At 60.0% G+C, this 16,576-nt stretch carries 16 protein-coding genes and 1 pseudogene; 11 read left to right on the forward strand and 6 right to left on the reverse strand.

Annotated elements, in window-relative coordinates; all coding sequences use genetic code 11:
• Positions 1-83 precede the first annotated feature (83 nt).
• Positions 84-620: a PAS domain-containing protein gene (locus AB1E33_RS01370; protein ID WP_372575463.1), complete on the forward strand. Its 537-nt coding sequence runs from the start codon at positions 84-86 to the stop codon at positions 618-620.
• 56 nt (positions 621-676) lie between these two features.
• On the opposite strand, the gene AB1E33_RS01375 is transcribed toward AB1E33_RS01370, so the two are convergent.
• Positions 677-2,047: a class II 3-deoxy-7-phosphoheptulonate synthase gene (locus AB1E33_RS01375; RefSeq protein ID WP_372575464.1), complete on the reverse strand. Its 1,371-nt coding sequence runs from the start codon at positions 2,045-2,047 to the stop codon at positions 677-679.
• Between the two features lie 174 nt (positions 2,048-2,221).
• On the opposite strand from AB1E33_RS01375, the gene AB1E33_RS01380 reads away from it, so the two are divergent.
• Positions 2,222-3,226: a GlxA family transcriptional regulator gene (locus AB1E33_RS01380; RefSeq protein ID WP_372575465.1), complete on the forward strand. Its 1,005-nt coding sequence runs from the start codon at positions 2,222-2,224 to the stop codon at positions 3,224-3,226.
• Between the two features lie 318 nt (positions 3,227-3,544).
• Here the strand turns inward: AB1E33_RS01380 and AB1E33_RS01385 are convergent, their stop codons facing one another.
• Positions 3,545-4,642 carry a PQQ-dependent sugar dehydrogenase gene (locus AB1E33_RS01385; RefSeq protein WP_372575466.1) on the reverse strand — a complete coding sequence of 366 codons (1,098 nt, stop codon included), beginning with the start codon at positions 4,640-4,642 and terminating at the stop codon, positions 3,545-3,547.
• Between the two features lie 178 nt (positions 4,643-4,820).
• On the opposite strand from AB1E33_RS01385, the gene AB1E33_RS01390 reads away from it, so the two are divergent.
• From AB1E33_RS01390 to AB1E33_RS01425, 8 genes and pseudogenes are all read left to right on the forward strand, one after another.
• A complete protein-coding gene (locus AB1E33_RS01390) occupies positions 4,821-6,011 on the forward strand; it encodes an ABC transporter substrate-binding protein (RefSeq protein ID WP_372575467.1) in 1,191 nt (396 codons plus the stop codon).
• A gap of 97 nt (positions 6,012-6,108) precedes the next feature.
• Positions 6,109-6,900, forward strand: a complete 792-nt coding sequence (locus AB1E33_RS01395; protein ID WP_372575468.1) for an ABC transporter ATP-binding protein — start codon at positions 6,109-6,111, stop codon at positions 6,898-6,900.
• The gene (locus tag AB1E33_RS01400; RefSeq protein ID WP_372575469.1) at positions 6,893-7,606 is read left to right on the forward strand and encodes an ABC transporter ATP-binding protein; all 714 of its coding nucleotides are present in this window, start codon (positions 6,893-6,895) and stop codon (positions 7,604-7,606) included. Before AB1E33_RS01395 ends, AB1E33_RS01400 begins: the two co-directional genes overlap by 8 nt.
• 2 nt (positions 7,607-7,608) lie before the next feature.
• A complete protein-coding gene (locus tag AB1E33_RS01405; protein ID WP_372575470.1) occupies positions 7,609-8,010 on the forward strand; it encodes a hypothetical protein in 402 nt (133 codons plus the stop codon).
• Positions 8,010-8,192: pseudogene (locus AB1E33_RS01410) on the forward strand (ABC transporter permease subunit); the annotation flags it as partial. The gene AB1E33_RS01405 and the pseudogene AB1E33_RS01410, both read left to right, overlap by 1 nt.
• Before the next feature lie 374 nt (positions 8,193-8,566).
• A complete protein-coding gene (locus tag AB1E33_RS01415) occupies positions 8,567-9,577 on the forward strand; it encodes a branched-chain amino acid ABC transporter permease (protein WP_372575471.1) in 1,011 nt (336 codons plus the stop codon).
• A complete protein-coding gene (locus tag AB1E33_RS01420) occupies positions 9,574-10,914 on the forward strand; it encodes a branched-chain amino acid ABC transporter permease (RefSeq protein WP_372575472.1) in 1,341 nt (446 codons plus the stop codon). The genes AB1E33_RS01415 and AB1E33_RS01420 overlap by 4 nt, the downstream gene beginning before the upstream one ends.
• A 101-nt stretch (positions 10,915-11,015) precedes the next feature.
• Positions 11,016-11,270 (forward strand): hypothetical protein, encoded by a 255-nt coding sequence (locus tag AB1E33_RS01425; protein ID WP_372575473.1) that lies wholly within the window; start codon positions 11,016-11,018, stop codon positions 11,268-11,270.
• A 4-nt stretch (positions 11,271-11,274) separates the two neighbouring features.
• Here the strand turns inward: AB1E33_RS01425 and AB1E33_RS01430 are convergent, their stop codons facing one another.
• Entirely contained in the window at positions 11,275-12,816 is a 1,542-nt protein-coding gene (locus tag AB1E33_RS01430) for a helicase HerA-like domain-containing protein (RefSeq protein WP_372575474.1), read from the reverse strand.
• 413 nt (positions 12,817-13,229) lie between these two features.
• Between AB1E33_RS01430 and AB1E33_RS01435 the strand changes: the two genes are divergently transcribed.
• Positions 13,230-13,862, forward strand: a complete 633-nt coding sequence (locus AB1E33_RS01435; RefSeq protein WP_372575475.1) for an invasion associated locus B family protein — start codon at positions 13,230-13,232, stop codon at positions 13,860-13,862.
• Positions 13,863-13,971: 109 nt separating this feature from the next.
• Here AB1E33_RS01435 and AB1E33_RS01440 read toward each other — a convergent pair whose 3' ends face one another.
• The 3 genes from AB1E33_RS01440 to lpxD are packed head-to-tail and all read right to left on the reverse strand — an operon-like array spanning position 13,972 to position 16,569.
• Positions 13,972-15,180, reverse strand: coding sequence for a beta-ketoacyl-[acyl-carrier-protein] synthase family protein (locus AB1E33_RS01440; protein WP_372575476.1), 1,209 nt, complete (start codon positions 15,178-15,180; stop codon positions 13,972-13,974).
• A gap of 9 nt (positions 15,181-15,189) precedes the next feature.
• On the reverse strand, positions 15,190-15,447 hold the full coding sequence (locus AB1E33_RS01445; RefSeq protein ID WP_372575477.1) for an acyl carrier protein: 258 nt from the start codon (positions 15,445-15,447) through the stop codon (positions 15,190-15,192).
• Between the two features lie 33 nt (positions 15,448-15,480).
• Positions 15,481-16,569, reverse strand: a complete 1,089-nt coding sequence (lpxD, locus tag AB1E33_RS01450; protein WP_372575478.1) for a UDP-3-O-(3-hydroxymyristoyl)glucosamine N-acyltransferase — start codon at positions 16,567-16,569, stop codon at positions 15,481-15,483.
• Between the last annotated feature and the right edge of the window lie 7 nt (positions 16,570-16,576).

Here is a 16,576-nt window from a genome sequence, read left to right on the forward strand (position 1 = left end):
TCGGACAGGGGCACAAAGATTGTCACGCTCGACAATTTCCGGCCCCGGGCCAGCCTGTCGCCGCTGCGCCAGGCCGAGGTCTATTGGGCCGCGCTGCGTCAGGGGATGGGGTCCCCAAACGCGCGGCGATCGATCCGCGGGGACTGTCCAATCTGCTGCAATACGCCTTCATTCTGGAACGTGTGGCCCCCGGCCTCGCCCGGTTCCGGCTGGCTGGGCAGCACCTGACACAGGTGATGGACATGGAGGTGTCGGGCATCCCGCTGACCGCGCTGTTCGCGGGAACAGACCGGCAAGCGGTGAGCGAGCATCTGACCCGCTTGTTCGACGGCCCGGCCATCGTAGAACTGACGCTCAGAGGGCAGCGCCGATTCGGACGCAAGACGCCGTCCGCGCGGATGATCCTGCTGCCTCTGTGCAGCGAGTGCGGCAATGTGGACCGGGCGCTGGGTGTCATCGTGTCCGAGGATGACTCGGCCAAGGGCATCGGTCAGATGCAGATTGAAACCGCGCATCACCGCGCAATCGGCCCGGAACCGGAACCCGGTAAGTGCGCCGGTATGGGCACAACCGCACCGACGCGTGACCGGTCGAGCTTCCGGTTGGTGCCGGTCCGATAAACAAGAAAAAGGCGGGCTTGATGCCCGCCTTGTCCGTTTTGCGATAGAGGCGGCGATCAGCTTGCGGCGCGCTTGCTGCCATTCTGCCGACGTTGCGACAGTTCCTCGGCTACGAGGAAGGCCAGTTCCAGCGACTGGTTGGCATTCAGGCGCGGATCGCAGGCCGTGTGGTAGCGGTCGCTCAGATCCTCTTCGGTCACTGCGCGCACGCCACCGGTGCATTCGGTCACGTCCTGGCCGGTCATCTCGAAATGGACGCCGCCGGGAATGGTGCCCTCGGCCTGATGCACGGCGAAGAAATCCCGCACCTCGCCCAGAACCGCGTTGAAGGGACGCGTCTTGTAGCCGGTCGCCGACTTGATGGTGTTGCCATGCATCGGGTCACAGACCCAGGTCACGGTCGCGCCTTCTTCTTTCACCGCATTGATCAGACGCGGCAGATGTTCTGCCACCTTGCCGGCACCGAATCGCGCGATCAAGGTCAGACGCCCCTCTTCGTTTTCGGGGTTTAATTTGCCCATCAGCACCTTGAGGTCTTCAGGCGTCGTGGTCGGGCCGCACTTCAGACCGATCGGGTTCAGCACGCCGCGCGCGAATTCCACATGTGCCCCGTCGGGTTGACGGGTACGGTCGCCGATCCAGATCATGTGCCCCGACCCTGCCAGCCAGTTGCCCGAGGTCGAATCGAGCCGCGTCAGCGCCTCTTCATATTCCAGAAGCAGACCCTCGTGGCTGGTATAGAATTCCACCGATTGCAGCGTGTGGGCCGCGTCCTGGGTCACACCGGCAGCTTTCATGAAGTCCAGCGTATCGGTGATGCGGTTGGCCACTTCGCGATAGGCCTCAGCCTTTTCACTTTCGGTAAAGCCCAGCGTCCAGGCATGGACCTGATGCACATCCGCATAACCACCCGTCGAAAATGCCCGGATCAGGTTCAGAGTTGCCGCCGCCTGGGTGTAGGCCTGCAGCATTTTCTTGGGATCTGGAATGCGCGACTCTGGCGTGAAATCCAGCTCGTTGATGATGTCACCGCGGTAGCTGGGCAGTTCGACCCCGTCCACAACCTCGGTTGGTGCACTGCGCGGCTTGGCGAACTGGCCCGCCATGCGGCCCACCTTGACCACCGGCACCTTGGCGCCATAGGTCAGCACCATCGCCATCTGCAGCATGACCTTGAATGTGTCACGGATGCCGTCGGCGCTGAACTGCTCGAAGCTTTCGGCGCAATCGCCGCCCTGCAGCAGGAACGCCTCACCCCGGCCCGCGGCACCGATATGCTGCTTGAGCCGACGCGACTCGCCAGCAAAAACCAGCGGAGGATACTTTGCGAGCTGCGCCTCTACCGCAGCCAGGGCCGCCGGATCGGTATAGTCGGGCATCTGAACCCGAGGCTTGTTGCGCCAGTCGGTTTTTTGCCACTCACTCATAGCTTTTCGTCTCCGCTAAGATCTATTCAGGAGGCTTCTATACAAAAAGCCTGAAACAGAGGCCATACGTGATTTGAGGCTCTTGACGCGGCAATTTCCGTCAGAGCATGGTGCTGCGCACGCCATGCTGTCCGGCGCTGCCCGCGACAGCCGCCAGTTTGGGAAGATCCAGAAATGAAAGAGCAACGCCAAGTTGTCGAAGTGGACGTTGAATCCACCAAACCAAAGCACTTCGTCTTTGTCCTACTGGACAAGTTCTCGGTGCTGTCCTTTGCCTCTGCGCTGGACAGTCTGCGGATCGCCAACCGCATGTCCGGGCGCGAGCTGTATTCCTGGAGCCTGACCGGCGAGGGTGGCGAGAATGTGCCGTGTTCGGCCGGAACCAGTTTCCGGCTGGATGGCGATCTGGGCGAGCTGTCGCGCGACGATACGGTGCTGATTTGCAGCGGTGTCGATGTGCAGAAGGCGACGACGAAACGCCTGCTAAGCTGGCTGCGCCGTGAGGCCCGCAAGGGAATCAAGATCGGCGGTCTGTGCACCGGGGCCTTTACGCTGGCCAAGGCGGGGCTTCTGGACGGCAAACGCGCGACCATCCACTGGGAAAACTCCGACAGCTTCACCGAGGAATTCGACGAGGTCGAGCTTACCAAATCGGTCTTCCTGATTGACGGCAACCGGATGACCACGGCGGGTGGCACCTCTTCCATCGACCTGATGCTCAAGCTTATCGCTGACGATTTCGGCGAGGAACTGGCCAATGCGGTGGCCGATCAGATGATCTATTCCACCATACGCACCGATCAGGACACCCAGCGGCTGTCAGTGCCCACCCGAATCGGCGTGCGCCATCCCAAGCTGAGTCAGGTGATCCAGATGATGGAGCGTAATATCGAAGAACCGATCAGCCCGTCGATTCTGGCCAAGGATGTGGGCATGTCCACGCGGCAGCTAGAACGGCTGTTCCGCCGTTATCTGAACCGCAGCCCCAAACGCTATTACATGGAGCTACGACTGCAAAAGGCGCGCAACTTGCTGATGCAGACCGACATGACGGTGATCAATGTGGCTCTGGCCTGCGGGTTTGCAAGCCCCTCGCATTTCTCGAAATGCTACCGTGCGCATTACAACACCACACCCTATCGCGAGCGTGGTGCGCATGCCGGGCGAACGTCGGGATAAGTCATCGTGTTCAGCGCTGGATAAAAGCTCAATGCGGCGCATGGATTGGATGCGCTGCTTTGGCATGCAGGCGCGTTGCAATCAAGAACGCCACACCTAGTGAGCACAGTACCGACGCCTTGATAAGGGTGCAAGTCTGCACCCTTATCAAGCACGGCTTCGACAGAGTCGGTGATCGGCTCCTGCTATGAAAAAATGGACGCCGAAGACGCCCCAACTTCTCTTGTGCCGACGTTTGTCAATTGCAGACAGATCGCCCCCAATTCGGATGCCGACAAAGCAGATCGCCCCCCAGACCTGCCATGAATTTGTTTCGCGTCAGCCCGGCGCCATCCGGTAGACCGCGCCGTCCCCCACCGAAATGAACCAGATCGACCCATCCGGTGCCTCGACAATGTCGCGCACCCGGCCCGTTTCGGAGCCTTCGATTTGCTCGACCTCGCGCAGGTCCTTGCCCGCCAGCCGCGCGATATGATCGAACTTGAGCGAGCCGATAAAGATATCACCGCGCCACTCGGGCCAGAGCTTGCCGGAATAGACCATCAACCCCGAGGGCGCGATCGACGGGTCCCAGTAATGTTTGGGCTGTTCCAGTCCCGGCTTTTTCGTGCCTTCACCGATCTTCTTGCCGGAATAATGCCGACCGTAGGAAATCACCGGCCAGCCGTAATTCGCTCCCTTGCGGATCAGGTTGACCTCATCACCGCCCTTGGCACCATGCTCCGAGGTCCAGAGCCGCCCCTGCAGATCAAGCGCTGCACCTTGCGGATTGCGATGGCCGTATGACCAGATTTCCGGGCGCACGCCCTCCTGCCCGACAAACGGGTTGTCGGCCGGGACCGAGCCATCGCGGTTAATCCGCACGATTGTCCCGTTGTGGTTACCGACATCCTGCGCCGAAGGTCGATCACCGCGCTCACCTATGGTCAGGAACAATGTGCCATCCCGCGCCTCAACCACGCGACTGCCGAAATGGCGCCCGCCCGAGCGGCCCTCGGACGCCTCGAAGGTCACCCGGACATTCTCCAACCGGCTGTTATCTGCGCTCAGCCGTCCAATCGCCAGCGCCGTGCCGGCCCCGCCGCGCATCTTCTTGGAGAAGGTCAGAAACACTTCGCGGCTCTGCGCGAAATCTCGTGGCAGGGTGACGTCCAGCAAACCGCCCTGCCCGCGCGCCACCACTTTGGGCACGCCGGTGACGCGAGACTTGTGCCCGCCTGCAAAATGAAACAGATCGCCGCCGCGCTCGGTGACAAGAAAGCCACCTCCGGGCAGATGCGCGATGGCCCAGGGCGCATCGAGATCACCTGCCATTCGGGTCACGCTCACCGGCCCGGCACTGGTCTGCAGCGGGTTGGCGGTCAGGGCCGCACCGGCCAGAACGAGGGCGGAGAAGATCGAAATGAAAAGGTGCATGAAACCTCCCGTAACACTGAGATTGCCTGTCTGACATGTAACGCGCACGCGCTCGGGGACGAGCCCGTTCGACATGAAGTTTACCTAACGCATTCTGGTTTTCTTTGGACTTTTCTTTTGCATGGCTCTTGCCTAGGGTCGGATCAGAACAAAAAACGACCAAATTGGGAGTCTACTCATGAAGAAATTATTGACGGCTACTGCGGCCACCGCCCTGTTGTCTGGCGCCGCCTTTGCCGGGGGTCATGCCAAAGAGGTCAAGCTTGGCATTCTTATCGGTTTCACGGGGCCGATTGAAACGCTGGCGCCTGCAATGGCCTCTGGCGCCGAGCTTGCGATGAAAGAGGTGACCGACAGCGGCTTGCTGTTGGACAGTGCGACGGTTGTGCCGCTGCGCGCCGACACCAACTGCATCGACAACGGTCTGGCGACCTCGAACGCGGAACGTCTGATCTCTGAGGGAATTCATGGCCTTATTGGCGGCGATTGCTCGGGTGTGACCGGTGCGATCCTGCAGAATGTGGCGATCCCGAACGGGATGGTGATGATCTCGCCCTCGGCCACCTCGCCCGGTCTGACCACAGTCGAGGATAACGATCTATTCTTCCGCACCGCGCCATCAGATGCGCGCGAAGGCGAGGTCATGGCGGATGTGCTGAAAGACCGGGGCATCAATTCCATCGCGCTGACTTACACAAACAATGACTATGGCAAGGGTCTGGCCGATGCGATCACCACCGCCTTTGAGGCAGCGGGTGGCGAAGTGACTATCTCGGCCGCACATGAGGATGGCAAGGGTGACTATTCCGCCGAAGTGGGTGCGCTGGCCTCAGCTGGCGGCGACCTACTGGTGGTTGCGGGCTATCTCGATCAGGGCGGGTTGGGCATCATCCAGTCGTCGCTGGACAGCGGCGCGTACGACACGTTTGGCCTGCCCGGCGGCATGATCGGCGACAGCCTGCCTGCCAATGTCGGCCCCGACCTGAACGGCTCTTTCGGCCAGATCGCCGGCTCGGGTGGCGAAGGCATCGAACGTCTGACCGCGCTGGCCGGAGACGCCTTTGACGCCACCTCGCCTTATGCGCCGGAAAGCTATGACGCAGCGGCGCTGTTCATGTTTGCGATGCAGGCAGCCAATTCGACCGATCCGGCAGACTACGGTCCCAAGATCTTCGAGGTTGCCAACGCTCCGGGCGAAAAGATCTATCCCGGCGAACTGGCCAAGGGTCTGCAGATCCTCAAGGATGGCGGCGAGATCGACTATGTCGGCGGCTCGGCGGTTGAACTGATTGGCCCCGGCGAAAGCGCGGGCAGCTATCGCGAGATCGAGGTCAAGGACGGCAAAAACGAAACGGTCGGGTTCCGCTGAACCTTTGAGGCCTGAACGAATTGAACGGCCCGGGGTTCGCCTCGGGCTGTTTCAATAAACCAAAAGCCGTAGCAAAGCGGCGCGGGGGCAAATTTCCATGATCACCGTAAAAGACGTGCACAAGCATTTCGGTGGCTTTCACGCCGTCGACGGCGCAACGCTGGAGATTTCGCAAGGCACGATCACCGGTTTGATTGGCCCAAACGGCGCCGGAAAAACCACACTTTTCAATGTGATAGCTGGCGTTCTTCCACCTACGTCGGGGCGCGTGGCCATGGATGGCGAGGATATCACCGGCCTGCCGCCGCATACGTTGTTTCACAAGGGGCTGCTGCGTACCTTCCAGATCGCACATGAGTTTTCCACCATGTCCTGCCGTGAGAACCTGATGATGGTGCCGGGCGGGCAATCGGGGGAATCGCTGTGGAATACCTGGTTCGGGCGCAAACGGATCGCTGATGAGGAACGCGCGCTGGCGGCCCGCGCCGATGAAGTGCTGGAGTTCCTGACCATCGAACATCTGGCCGATCACAAGGCGGGTCAGGTCTCGGGCGGGCAGAAAAAACTGCTGGAGCTGGGCCGCACCATGATGGTCGATGCCAAGATCGTGTTTCTGGACGAGGTCGGCGCGGGCGTGAACCGCACCCTGCTCAACACCATCGGCGACGCGATCATCCGGCTGAACAAGGAGCGCGGTTACACGTTCGTGGTCATCGAACATGACATGGATTTCATCGGTCGCCTCTGCGATCCGGTGATCTGCATGGCAGAAGGCAAAGTGCTGGCCGAGGGGACTTTGGCCGAGATCAAGGCCAACGAGCATGTGATCGAGGCCTATCTGGGCACCGGTCTGAAGAACAAGGCAAAGCTGGAGGCAAGCGATGGCTGAGCCGTTTCTGATCGGTGACACCATGACCGGCGGCTATGGCAAGGGGCCGGACATTCTGCATGAGTGCACCATCGCGGTGAATCCCGGTGAGATCGCGGTGATTGTTGGCCCTAATGGCGCGGGCAAGTCGACCGCGATGAAGGCGGTGTTCGGGATGCTTGATGTGCGCGCGGGCGCCGTGCGGCTCGATGGCGAGGACATCACGTCACTTACACCCCAAGACCGGGTGAGCAAGGGGATGGGGTTTGTGCCGCAGACCTCGAACATCTTCACCTCGCTGACGGTGGAGGAGAACCTCGAGATGGGCGCGTTCATCCGGCGCGACGATATCTCGGGCACGATGGAGCAGGTCTATCACCTGTTCCCGATCCTCAAGGACAAGCGCAATCAGGCGGCGGGAGAGCTGTCGGGCGGGCAACGCCAGCAGGTCGCCGTCGGTCGCGCGCTGATGACTCAGCCCAAGGTGCTGATGCTGGACGAGCCCACCGCGGGCGTTTCGCCCATCGTGATGGATGAGCTGTTTGACCGGATCATCGAGGTCTCTCGCACCGGGCTGCCGATCCTGATGGTGGAACAGAACGCCAAGCAAGCCCTTGAGATCGCGGATAAAGGTTATGTGCTGGTGCAGGGGCGTAACGCGTATACCGGGACAGGCAAGGAATTGCTGGCCGATCCCGAAGTGCGCAAGAGTTTTTTGGGGGGATGAGGATGCTGCGTGGATTCAGCATACTTGCCGCTCTAGCAAGCGCCAACACCAGCGTCGCTGGCTTTGATCCAGAATACAGTTGCCTGTCTCCCGGCACTGACATCGACTTAGTTATCAGCGGTGTACGCACCAAGTTAGCTGCTGAAACACCGATTACAGTTATATTCGGTCACAGAATGAACGAAGGGTTCTTTCCCGCGTGGATCCGAATGAAAAAAAGTCGATATGTTCGCGGTTTTTCTCATTCGGTGGTTGGAACTCCAACAAATGAAGATGAAAGCCCAATGGATCGGATTGTTCGGACACAATCGAATGTCGTCTGGATACATTCTGGAGGCGGTACTTTTGAGCCCCCTAAAGAACTTATACTGAACTGCGACGCAATCGGCGGAGGATCTAATTGATGGACCTCCTCAACGCCCTTGTGAACCTCTCCAACTTTGTTCTGATCCCCGCCACCGCCTATGGCAGCCAGCTTGCCCTTGGTGCACTCGGGGTGACGATGATCTATGGCATCCTGAGGTTCTCGAACTTCGCCCATGGCGGTACGATGACCTTCGGCGCAATGATCGCGGTTATGGCGACCTCTGCACACTCTGCAACGTCTCCCGGATCATTTCCGTTCAGGTGTGGCGTGCACGCTAACTGCAGTGGTCCAAACGAATGCGAAGAGAACCCCCAACCCTACAGGACAATTCGGTTTTTTCGCAGAGATGATTCATACATAGTCTCATCTCTACTAAGCGAAAGAATAGTCGGATATTTCGAAAACGAGCTAGCTGCGCAAAGTTATCTTATGAAAAACCCCCAAATACGCGGTTTCAGCGTGGTCGTCGTGCCGGAACACATATGGGAAGACGTTGAAGGGTTTCGCATCTACACAATTTCGACCGCCGATAACACACTTTCACTTTCAGAAGCCTACACCAGCATAGTTTGCAAGGGACGCTAAGAGACGCAATGGACTTCCTAAACGCCATTGTGGCGCTCTCCAACTTCGTTCTGATCCCCGCTATCGCTTACGGCTCGCAACTTGCCCTCGGTGCGCTGGGCGTGACGATGATCTATGGCATCCTGCGGTTCTCGAATTTTGCTCATGGCGACACGATGGCCTTTGGCGCGATGATCGCCGTCCTTGTCACCTGGTGGATGCAGAGCGTGGGGATCAGCCTTGGGCCGCTGCCCACCGCCCTGCTCGCCCTGCCCTTTGCCATTCTCGGCTGCATGGCGTTGCTGCTGGTCACCGACCGGGTGGTCTATCGGTTTTATCGCGAACAGAAGGCTAAGCCGGTGATCCTGGTCATTGTCTCGATGGGCGTAATGTTCATCTTCAACGGGTTGACGCGCTTCATCATCGGCCCCGGCGATCAGCGCTTTACCGATGGCGAGCGGTTCATCATCTCGGCACGCGACTTCAAGGCGATGACCGGGCTGAAAGAGGGGCTGGCGATCAAGACCACCCAAGGCATCACGGTTGTAGTGGCGGTGATCTGTGTGGCGCTGCTTTTCTGGTTCCTGAACCGCACCCGCACCGGCAAATCCATGCGCGCCTATTCCGACAATGAGGATCTGGCGCTGCTCTCGGGCATCAACCCCGAGCGGGTAGTGATGTATACATGGTTGATCGTGGCCGCTTTGGCGACCACGGCAGGGGTGCTCTATGGCCTCGACAAGAGCTTTCGACCCTTTGTCTATTTTCAGTTGCTTCTGCCAATCTTCGCCTCGGCGATTGTCGGCGGGTTGGGCAACCCCCTGGGGGCCATTGCGGGTGGTTTCCTGATCGCGTTCTCCGAAGTGCTGATCACCTATGCGTGGAAGAAGGTGCTGGTCTACATGATGCCAGAGGCGCTTGAGCCTTCGGGCCTCGCGCAACTGCTGAGCACTGATTACAAATTCGCGGTCAGTTTCGTGATCCTGCTGATCGTGCTGCTGTTCCGACCGACGGGCCTGTTCAAGGGGCAAACGATATGAGCGAGAGCGTCAGGAATACCGGGCTTTTTGCCATCGTTGCCGGTCTGATCGCACTGACCGGGTTCATGCAGAGCTGGAACAGCGCGCTATTCATTCTGAACATGGGGCTGATTTCGGCCATCATGGCGATTGGTGTGAACCTGCAATGGGGCTTTGCCGGGCTGTTCAATGTGGGTGTCATGGGCTTTGTGGCGCTGGGCGGGCTGGCGGCTGTGCTGGTCGCCATGCCACCAGAGACCGAGGCCTGGTCCGCAGGCGGAATGGGCGTCATCCTTGGCTTGCTACTGGGGGCAGCCACCGTCTTTGCGGCGGTGATGGTGATGAGCAAGATGCCCAAGGGCCGCGCGCGAACGCTTAGCGTGATCGTTGTGCTTGTGGGTGGGTTCTTCCTGTTTCGCGCGGTGTTCGATCCATCAGTGGCGGCGATCGAGGCGGTAAATCCCGCGGCGACTGGCTATCTGGGCGGGCTGAACTTTTTCTCTGCCGGGAGGACCGAATTGCGAGCCGACCTGTTCGCACTGCTGTCCTGGCCGGTTGGTGGGTTGTTGGCGGCGGGGGCGGCCTGGTTGATCGGCAAGACGGCTCTGGGCCTGCGCTCGGACTATCTGGCCATCGCAACGCTGGGCATTGCCGAGATCATCATCGCCGTGATCAAGAACGAGGATTGGCTGGCGCGCGGCGTCAAGAACGTGATCGGCATTCCGCGCCCTGCGCCCTATGAGATCACACTGCAAAACTCGCCGGAATTCGTCGACCGCGCCGGCGCGATGGGGCTGGACCCGGTCATTGCATCGACGCTCTATGTCAAGCTGGTCTATACGTTCTTGTTTCTGGTGGTGCTGCTGACGCTGCTCTGGATGGCGCAGAAAGCACTAAAAAGCCCGTGGGGCCGGATGATGCGCGCGATCCGCGACAATGAGGTCGCCGCCGAGGCGATGGGCAAGGATGTGACCCGCCGCCACTTGCAGATTTTCGTGCTGGGATCAGCGGTATGCGGCATTGCGGGGGCGATGATCACAACGCTGGACGGACAGCTGACACCGGGGACCTACCAGCCCCTGCGATTCACATTCCTGATCTGGGTGATGGTGATCGTCGGCGGATCGGGAAACAATTTCGGCGCGGTATTGGGAGCGTTTCTGATCTGGTTCCTTTGGGTTCAGGTGGAACCGATCGGCCTCTGGCTGATGCAGGTCATCACGTCGGGCTTGCCCGAGGGTAGTGGCCTCAAGGCGCATCTGATCGAGTCCGCGGCCCATATGCGACTGTTAACAATGGGAATTATCCTGTTGCTTGTGCTGCGCTTCAGCCCTCGCGGATTGATCCCGGAAAGGTAAACCCATACGCCTAAACTGATGCGACGGGCGGGTTCTTCCCCTTTGTGCCAAGATGTTGGTGGGTTTATACCCTTCGAACAATTCTTTGGGGAAAGAAAACAATGAAAACTGTAATGAGTTCCGTGCCGGTTTTGGCATGTGTTGCCGCCGTGTTGGTGGCAGGGTGCGTACCGTCGCCTTCCAACTATGAAACAACACCGGTTCAGGTGCAGAGCGACAAGGGCATCGTCACCTGTCAGCTTTATTCCAAGGACCTCGTCGTCTGGGACCGCGCCATCGACCGCCCCAACAGCATGGGTGTGCAAGAGGCTGACGCCATCTGCAAGGAAGAGGGCAAGCGCGAAAAGCGGCGCTGATGCTCTAGCGTCCCTTGAAAAAGCTACCGAGGATGCCGCGCACGATGCGGCGCCCTGTGGTCCCTTTCAGTTCCTTGATAACCGCCTCACCCATGGCACTGGCGAATGTATCCTTGCGCCGCGTAATGCGTGACGATGACCGACTGACACGCGCCCCATTATAGCGCCGCGCCGAGGCATATTCGCGTTGCGCGGGGGGCTGATCTTCGGCTGCGATCTCGGCGGTTTCGGCCTCTTGTGAAGCCTGATCTGCGCGCGCGGACAGGATCTCGAAGGCCGATCTGCGATCCAGCGTCTTGTCGTATTTCCCGGCCAGATCGGAATCGACAAGCATCTCTTTGCGCTCTGCAGCGGTGATCGGGCCAAGCTGTGTCGAGGGCGGACGAATGAGCGTACGCTCGACGATCCCTGGAACGCCCTTTTTCTGCAGCATTGAGGTCACTGCCTCACCCACGCCGACCTCTCGAATGGCTTCCTCGGTGTCGAAAGCCGGGTTCTCGCGATAGGTCTCAGCCGCCATCCGCAGGTTCTTGCGGTCGCGTGCGGTAAAGGCGCGCAGCGCGTGCTGGATTCGGTTGCCGAGCTGGCCCAGGATATCCTCGGGTACATCCGCCGGGTTCTGTGTGATGAAATATACCCCGACCCCCTTGGACCGGATCAGCCGCGCCACCTGTTCCACCTTATCGACCAGCACCTTGGGCGCGTCATCGAAGAGTAGATGCGCCTCATCAAAGAAGAATACCAGCTTCGGTTTTTCGGGGTCACCCACTTCGGGCAGTTCTTCAAACAGCTCGCTCAACAGCCAGAGCAGGAAGGTGGCATAGAGCCCCGGGGCAGACATCAGCTTGTCGGAGGCAAGGATGTTGATCATCCCGCGACCCTCGCCGTCCTGGCGCATCAGGTCCGACAGTTCCAGTGCCGGTTCGCCAAAGAGTTTGTTGGCGCCCTGGTTCTCGATCACCAGCAGACGCCGCTGGATCGCGCCCACCGATGCGGTTGAGATATTGCCATAGCGCAACGACAATTGCGCCCGGTTCTCGCCGACCCAAACCAACAATGCCTGCAGGTCCTTGAGATCAAGCAGCGGCAGCCCCTCGTCATCGCTCAGGCGGAAGGCGATGTTCAGGATCCCCTCCTGCGCCTCGGTCAACTCAAGCAGGCGCGACAGGAGCAGCGGGCCCATCTCGCTGACCGTGGTGCGCACCGGGTGACCTTGATTGCCAAACAGGTCCCAGAAGGTCACAGGGCTGGCGCGGTAAGCGTAGTTGTCGAACCCGATCTGCGCGGCACGGTCTGTGAAGGCCTGATGCAGCTTGTGATCAGCTCGCCCGGATTTTGCCAGACCCGAAAGGTCGCCTTTGACGTCGGAAAGAAACACCGGAACACCCGCTTGCGAGAATCCTTCCGCAAGGATCTGCAATGTGACGGTCTTGCCGGTGCCGGTTGCCCCAGCGATCAGACCATGCCGGTTGGCGTAGTTCAGCGCCAGACCCTGTTTCTCACCATAGTCCGGTCCGCCGCCGCCCAGGAAAATCTTGCCGTCCATTGATCTTGCGCCCCAATCTCACCGTTTCGCCCCGACCATACAAACTTAACCTTTGTCTGCGAAAGTGCTTTCTGTCCTGCCGCTTGGCGGGACAGTTTCCTCCCTGTCAGACTAGCCGTGCCTCCGGGCACGGTTTTTTTTCGTGTTTCCGTCAAAGCGATTCGATTTTTTTCGCTTAGCTGTTGACCCGTTGGCTCTGCTCTCGTAACGTCTGCGCATAACTAAGTCGGCCAGTCCGACGGGGAGAAAAATTCTGAAGAGAGGCTGATCAACGGCCTCTCTTTTTTGCTTTCCGCCGCCCTGCAATTTCCTGGAATTTCGCAAAACGTTGCCACCCGCGCCAATTGGCCCTGACACGCCCCTGCGGCCATGCTAGACCCGGCCCAAACAGAGCGACAATCCAAGAGGCAAGCATGTTCAAGAAACTGTCACCGGCCTGCGTAGCGGCCCTTCTGTCGCTGAGCACAGCGACCTATGCGCAGGACACGACCGAGGCCGGGAACGAGACTGCGGAAACTGACCAGGGCGCCGTCGAAAGCGCCGAGAACGAAGGCGTTCTGGACCTCGGCCAGCCGGTTACCGATGCTCAGCAACTGGGCAGCCGTTATGCCAAGGAAACCTTTGGCGATTGGAACCTGGCATGTATCAGAACTGAAGCCGAAACTGATCCCTGCTCGCTGTTGCAGGTCATGAACGGCCCCGACGGCAATCCGATGGCCGAAATGTCGCTGTTCCGGATCAAGAACAGTGGTGCGGCGATTGCAGGAGCAACGATCATTGTCCCGCTAGAGACGCTGCTGACCGCGCCGCTGACCATCTCGGTCGATGGGGCACCGGGCAAGCGGTACAATTACACGCTGTGCAACCCGGTCGGCTGCGTGGCGCAGATTGGTCTGACACAGGCCGATATCGACGCGATGAAAAAAGGGACCGAGGCCACCATCTCGCTGGTGCCCGCACCGGCCCCGGACCAGAAGATAGACATCAAGATGTCGCTCAAGGGCTTCACCGCCGGCTTTGATGCGGTGGATGTGATCGAGAACTGATCAGCGATGGCGATGGGGGTGCTGCCCCCGTCGCCCGTGCCGGGTGCTTCTCCCGGGATATTTTTAGCATGGTGAAGAATGGATCGGCGCACCGGGCAGGCTTTGCGCGTCAGACCTTGCGCAGAGCAAGAACCGCGTTCAGCCCGCCAAAGGCGAAGGCGTTGGTCAGCGCCACATCGACCTGCGCCTCGCGCGCCTCGTTCGGCACTACGTCCAGTGCGCATTCGGGGTCGGCCTCTTCATAGCCAATGGTCGGCGCGATGACCCCGTCGCGTAGCGCCATGATACAGGCCAGTAACTCCACCGCGCCGGTGCCACCGATCAGATGGCCATGCATGGATTTGGTCGAACTGATCATCAGGTTATCGGCATGGGTGCCAAAGACCCCCGCCACGGCGGCGCATTCGGTCTTGTCATTGGCCGTGGTGCCGGTGCCATGGGCGTTGATATAGCCGACCTGATCGAGGTTAATGCCCGCATCGGCCAACGCGCCTGACATGGCTCGCGCCGCGCCCTGTTTCGAGGGCATCACGATATCGGCAGCATCCGAGGACATGGCAAAGCCCACTATCTCGCACAGGATATCGGCGCCGCGCGCACGCGCATGGTCATATTCCTCGAAGACGAAGATGCCCGCACCCTCGCCCTGCACCATGCCGTTGCGGTTGCCGCTGAACGGGCGGCAGGCGTCCTTGGACATCACCCGCAGCCCTTCCCAGGCTTTCACGCCCCCAAAGCACAGCATCGATTCCGATCCGCCGGTGACCATCGCGGGCGCGGCACCGCTGCGCACCATCGAAAAGGCCAACGCCATGGCGTGGTTCGACGAGGCGCAGGCGGTGGACACGGTGAAGCTGGGGCCTTTGAGGTTGTATTCCATCGACACATGGCTGGCCGCCGCGTTGTTCATCAGTTTCGGCACCACGAAGGGGTGGACCCGGTTCTTGCCGTCCTCATAGACCGAGCGGTAGTTGTCGTCCCAAGTGCTGACGCCTCCGCCCGCCGTGCCCAGCACCACGCCGGACCGCGCCGCCAGATCGCCGTGAAATTCGATCCCTGACTGGTCGATCGCCTCTTTGGCGGCGGTCAGGGTGAATTGGGTGAACCGGTCATAGAGCGTCATCTGCTGGCGGTTGAAGCGCCCTTCGGCCTCGAACCCACGCACCTGGCCGCCGATTTTGATGGCCAGTCGGTCGACATCACGAAACTCCAGTTCTCCGATGCCGCAACGGCCCTCGCGCATGGCCTCAAGCGTGTCCGCGACGGAATGGCCTAGCGCGTTGATCGTGCCAGCACCGGTAATGACTACGCGTTTCATATCCGGCAATCAGACCTTTTCCGACACCAGTTTCTCGATGCCGGCGATAATCGCTGCCACATTCGAGATATCGAAATCGCTCGCCTCGGGTTCATTGGCGTTGAAGGGGATCGTGATGTCGAACTCCTCTTCGATTGCAAAGATGCTTTCGACCAGCCCGAGGCTGTCGATTCCCAGATCCTCCAGCGTGCTCTCGGGCGTCACGTCGGATGGTTCCAAAACCGCCTGTTCCGCGATGATGGCGATGACGCGGTCGCTGATGCTCATGTCAGACCCCTGTCTGTTTGTGTCGGCGCAGATTTAATCGCTGGGGTCGGGTTTGGAAACCGCCTTTTTCAGCATCTCGACGTCACGCGCCAATCGCGGCAGGCGACGCTGCGCTTTGTAGATTTCGGTATGGCTATCCATCTTGATTGCGGGATAGCCCATGATAACCCGACCCGCCGGAACATTGGACAGGATCTTTGACCCGCCCCCTGCCACAACGCCATCGCCGATAAAGATGTTGTCGACCACGCCGCACATTCCGCCCAGTACCACATTATTACCGATCTCGACCGAGCCCGAGACGCCGCTGTGACCACAGAGCAGGCAATCGGTGCCGGTGCGGGTGTTGTGGCCCACATGCACGAGGTTATCGAGCTTGGTACCGCTGCCGATGCGGGTGTTGCGGATGGTACCATTGTCGATAGTGGAATTTGCGCCGATCTCGACATCGTCGCCGATCTCGACTGCGCCCAGCGAATGGATACGTAGCCAGGATTGCGCCCGTGCGTCACCGGCATCACCCATAGTCTTGCGTGCGTTTTCGGCGGCAGATACCTCTGGCGTGACAAAACTGAAACCATCGGCACCGATCCGTGCGCCGGGCTGGGCGATGAATCGATCCCCGATGCTGACCCGCGCACCTATGCTGACATGATCGCGCAGAAGAGCCTGCGCACCCAGAACCGCATCCATGCCGATATTAGATTGAGGCCCAATGACCGAACCAACGCCGATCCGCACCCGAGCGCCGATAACGGCCAGAGGCCCGACCGAAACGTCCTCTGCCAACTCTGCGCTGGGGTCGATGACAGCCGAAGGGTGGATGCCGGGTGCAACGCCCTGCCCCTTGTCGAGCATTACGGTGACACCGGCCATCGCCATGCGCGGACGCGGCGCAAAGATCGCCGCCTGAAGACCCAGCGCCTGCCAGTCGGCATCAGGCCAGAGAATGGCGACTTTGGACTGACCACCTGACAGCGCTTCGGCATATTTCGGAGACATGGCCAGCGCCAAATCCGAACCCGTGGCATCGCCCGGCTCTGCTGCGCGCTGGATTTCGAGTGACAGATCGCCTGCCGCCTCGGCGCCGAGCGTTTCGGCAATTTGCTGAACAGTGAACACGTAGGCC

Source organism: Ruegeria hyattellae, from assembly GCF_041537925.1.
GTDB lineage: Bacteria > Pseudomonadota > Alphaproteobacteria > Rhodobacterales > Rhodobacteraceae > Ruegeria_C.

Coding starts and splice junctions, on each gene's coding strand:
- AB1E33_RS01380 (WP_372575465.1), top strand. CDS start 2,222: ATGAAAGAGCAACGCCAAGTTGTCGAAGTGGACGTTGAATCCACCAAA.
- AB1E33_RS01375 (WP_372575464.1), bottom strand. CDS start 2,047: ATGAGTGAGTGGCAAAAAACCGACTGGCGCAACAAGCCTCGGGTTCAG.
- AB1E33_RS01390 (WP_372575467.1), top strand. CDS start 4,821: ATGAAGAAATTATTGACGGCTACTGCGGCCACCGCCCTGTTGTCTGGC.
- AB1E33_RS01415 (WP_372575471.1), top strand. CDS start 8,567: ATGGACTTCCTAAACGCCATTGTGGCGCTCTCCAACTTCGTTCTGATC.
- AB1E33_RS01420 (WP_372575472.1), top strand. CDS start 9,574: ATGAGCGAGAGCGTCAGGAATACCGGGCTTTTTGCCATCGTTGCCGGT.
- AB1E33_RS01385 (WP_372575466.1), bottom strand. CDS start 4,642: ATGCACCTTTTCATTTCGATCTTCTCCGCCCTCGTTCTGGCCGGTGCG.
- AB1E33_RS01405 (WP_372575470.1), top strand. CDS start 7,609: ATGCTGCGTGGATTCAGCATACTTGCCGCTCTAGCAAGCGCCAACACC.
- AB1E33_RS01400 (WP_372575469.1), top strand. CDS start 6,893: ATGGCTGAGCCGTTTCTGATCGGTGACACCATGACCGGCGGCTATGGC.
- AB1E33_RS01435 (WP_372575475.1), top strand. CDS start 13,230: ATGTTCAAGAAACTGTCACCGGCCTGCGTAGCGGCCCTTCTGTCGCTG.
- AB1E33_RS01440 (WP_372575476.1), bottom strand. CDS start 15,180: ATGAAACGCGTAGTCATTACCGGTGCTGGCACGATCAACGCGCTAGGC.
- AB1E33_RS01425 (WP_372575473.1), top strand. CDS start 11,016: ATGAAAACTGTAATGAGTTCCGTGCCGGTTTTGGCATGTGTTGCCGCC.
- AB1E33_RS01445 (WP_372575477.1), bottom strand. CDS start 15,447: ATGAGCATCAGCGACCGCGTCATCGCCATCATCGCGGAACAGGCGGTT.
- AB1E33_RS01395 (WP_372575468.1), top strand. CDS start 6,109: ATGATCACCGTAAAAGACGTGCACAAGCATTTCGGTGGCTTTCACGCC.
- AB1E33_RS01430 (WP_372575474.1), bottom strand. CDS start 12,816: ATGGACGGCAAGATTTTCCTGGGCGGCGGCGGACCGGACTATGGTGAG.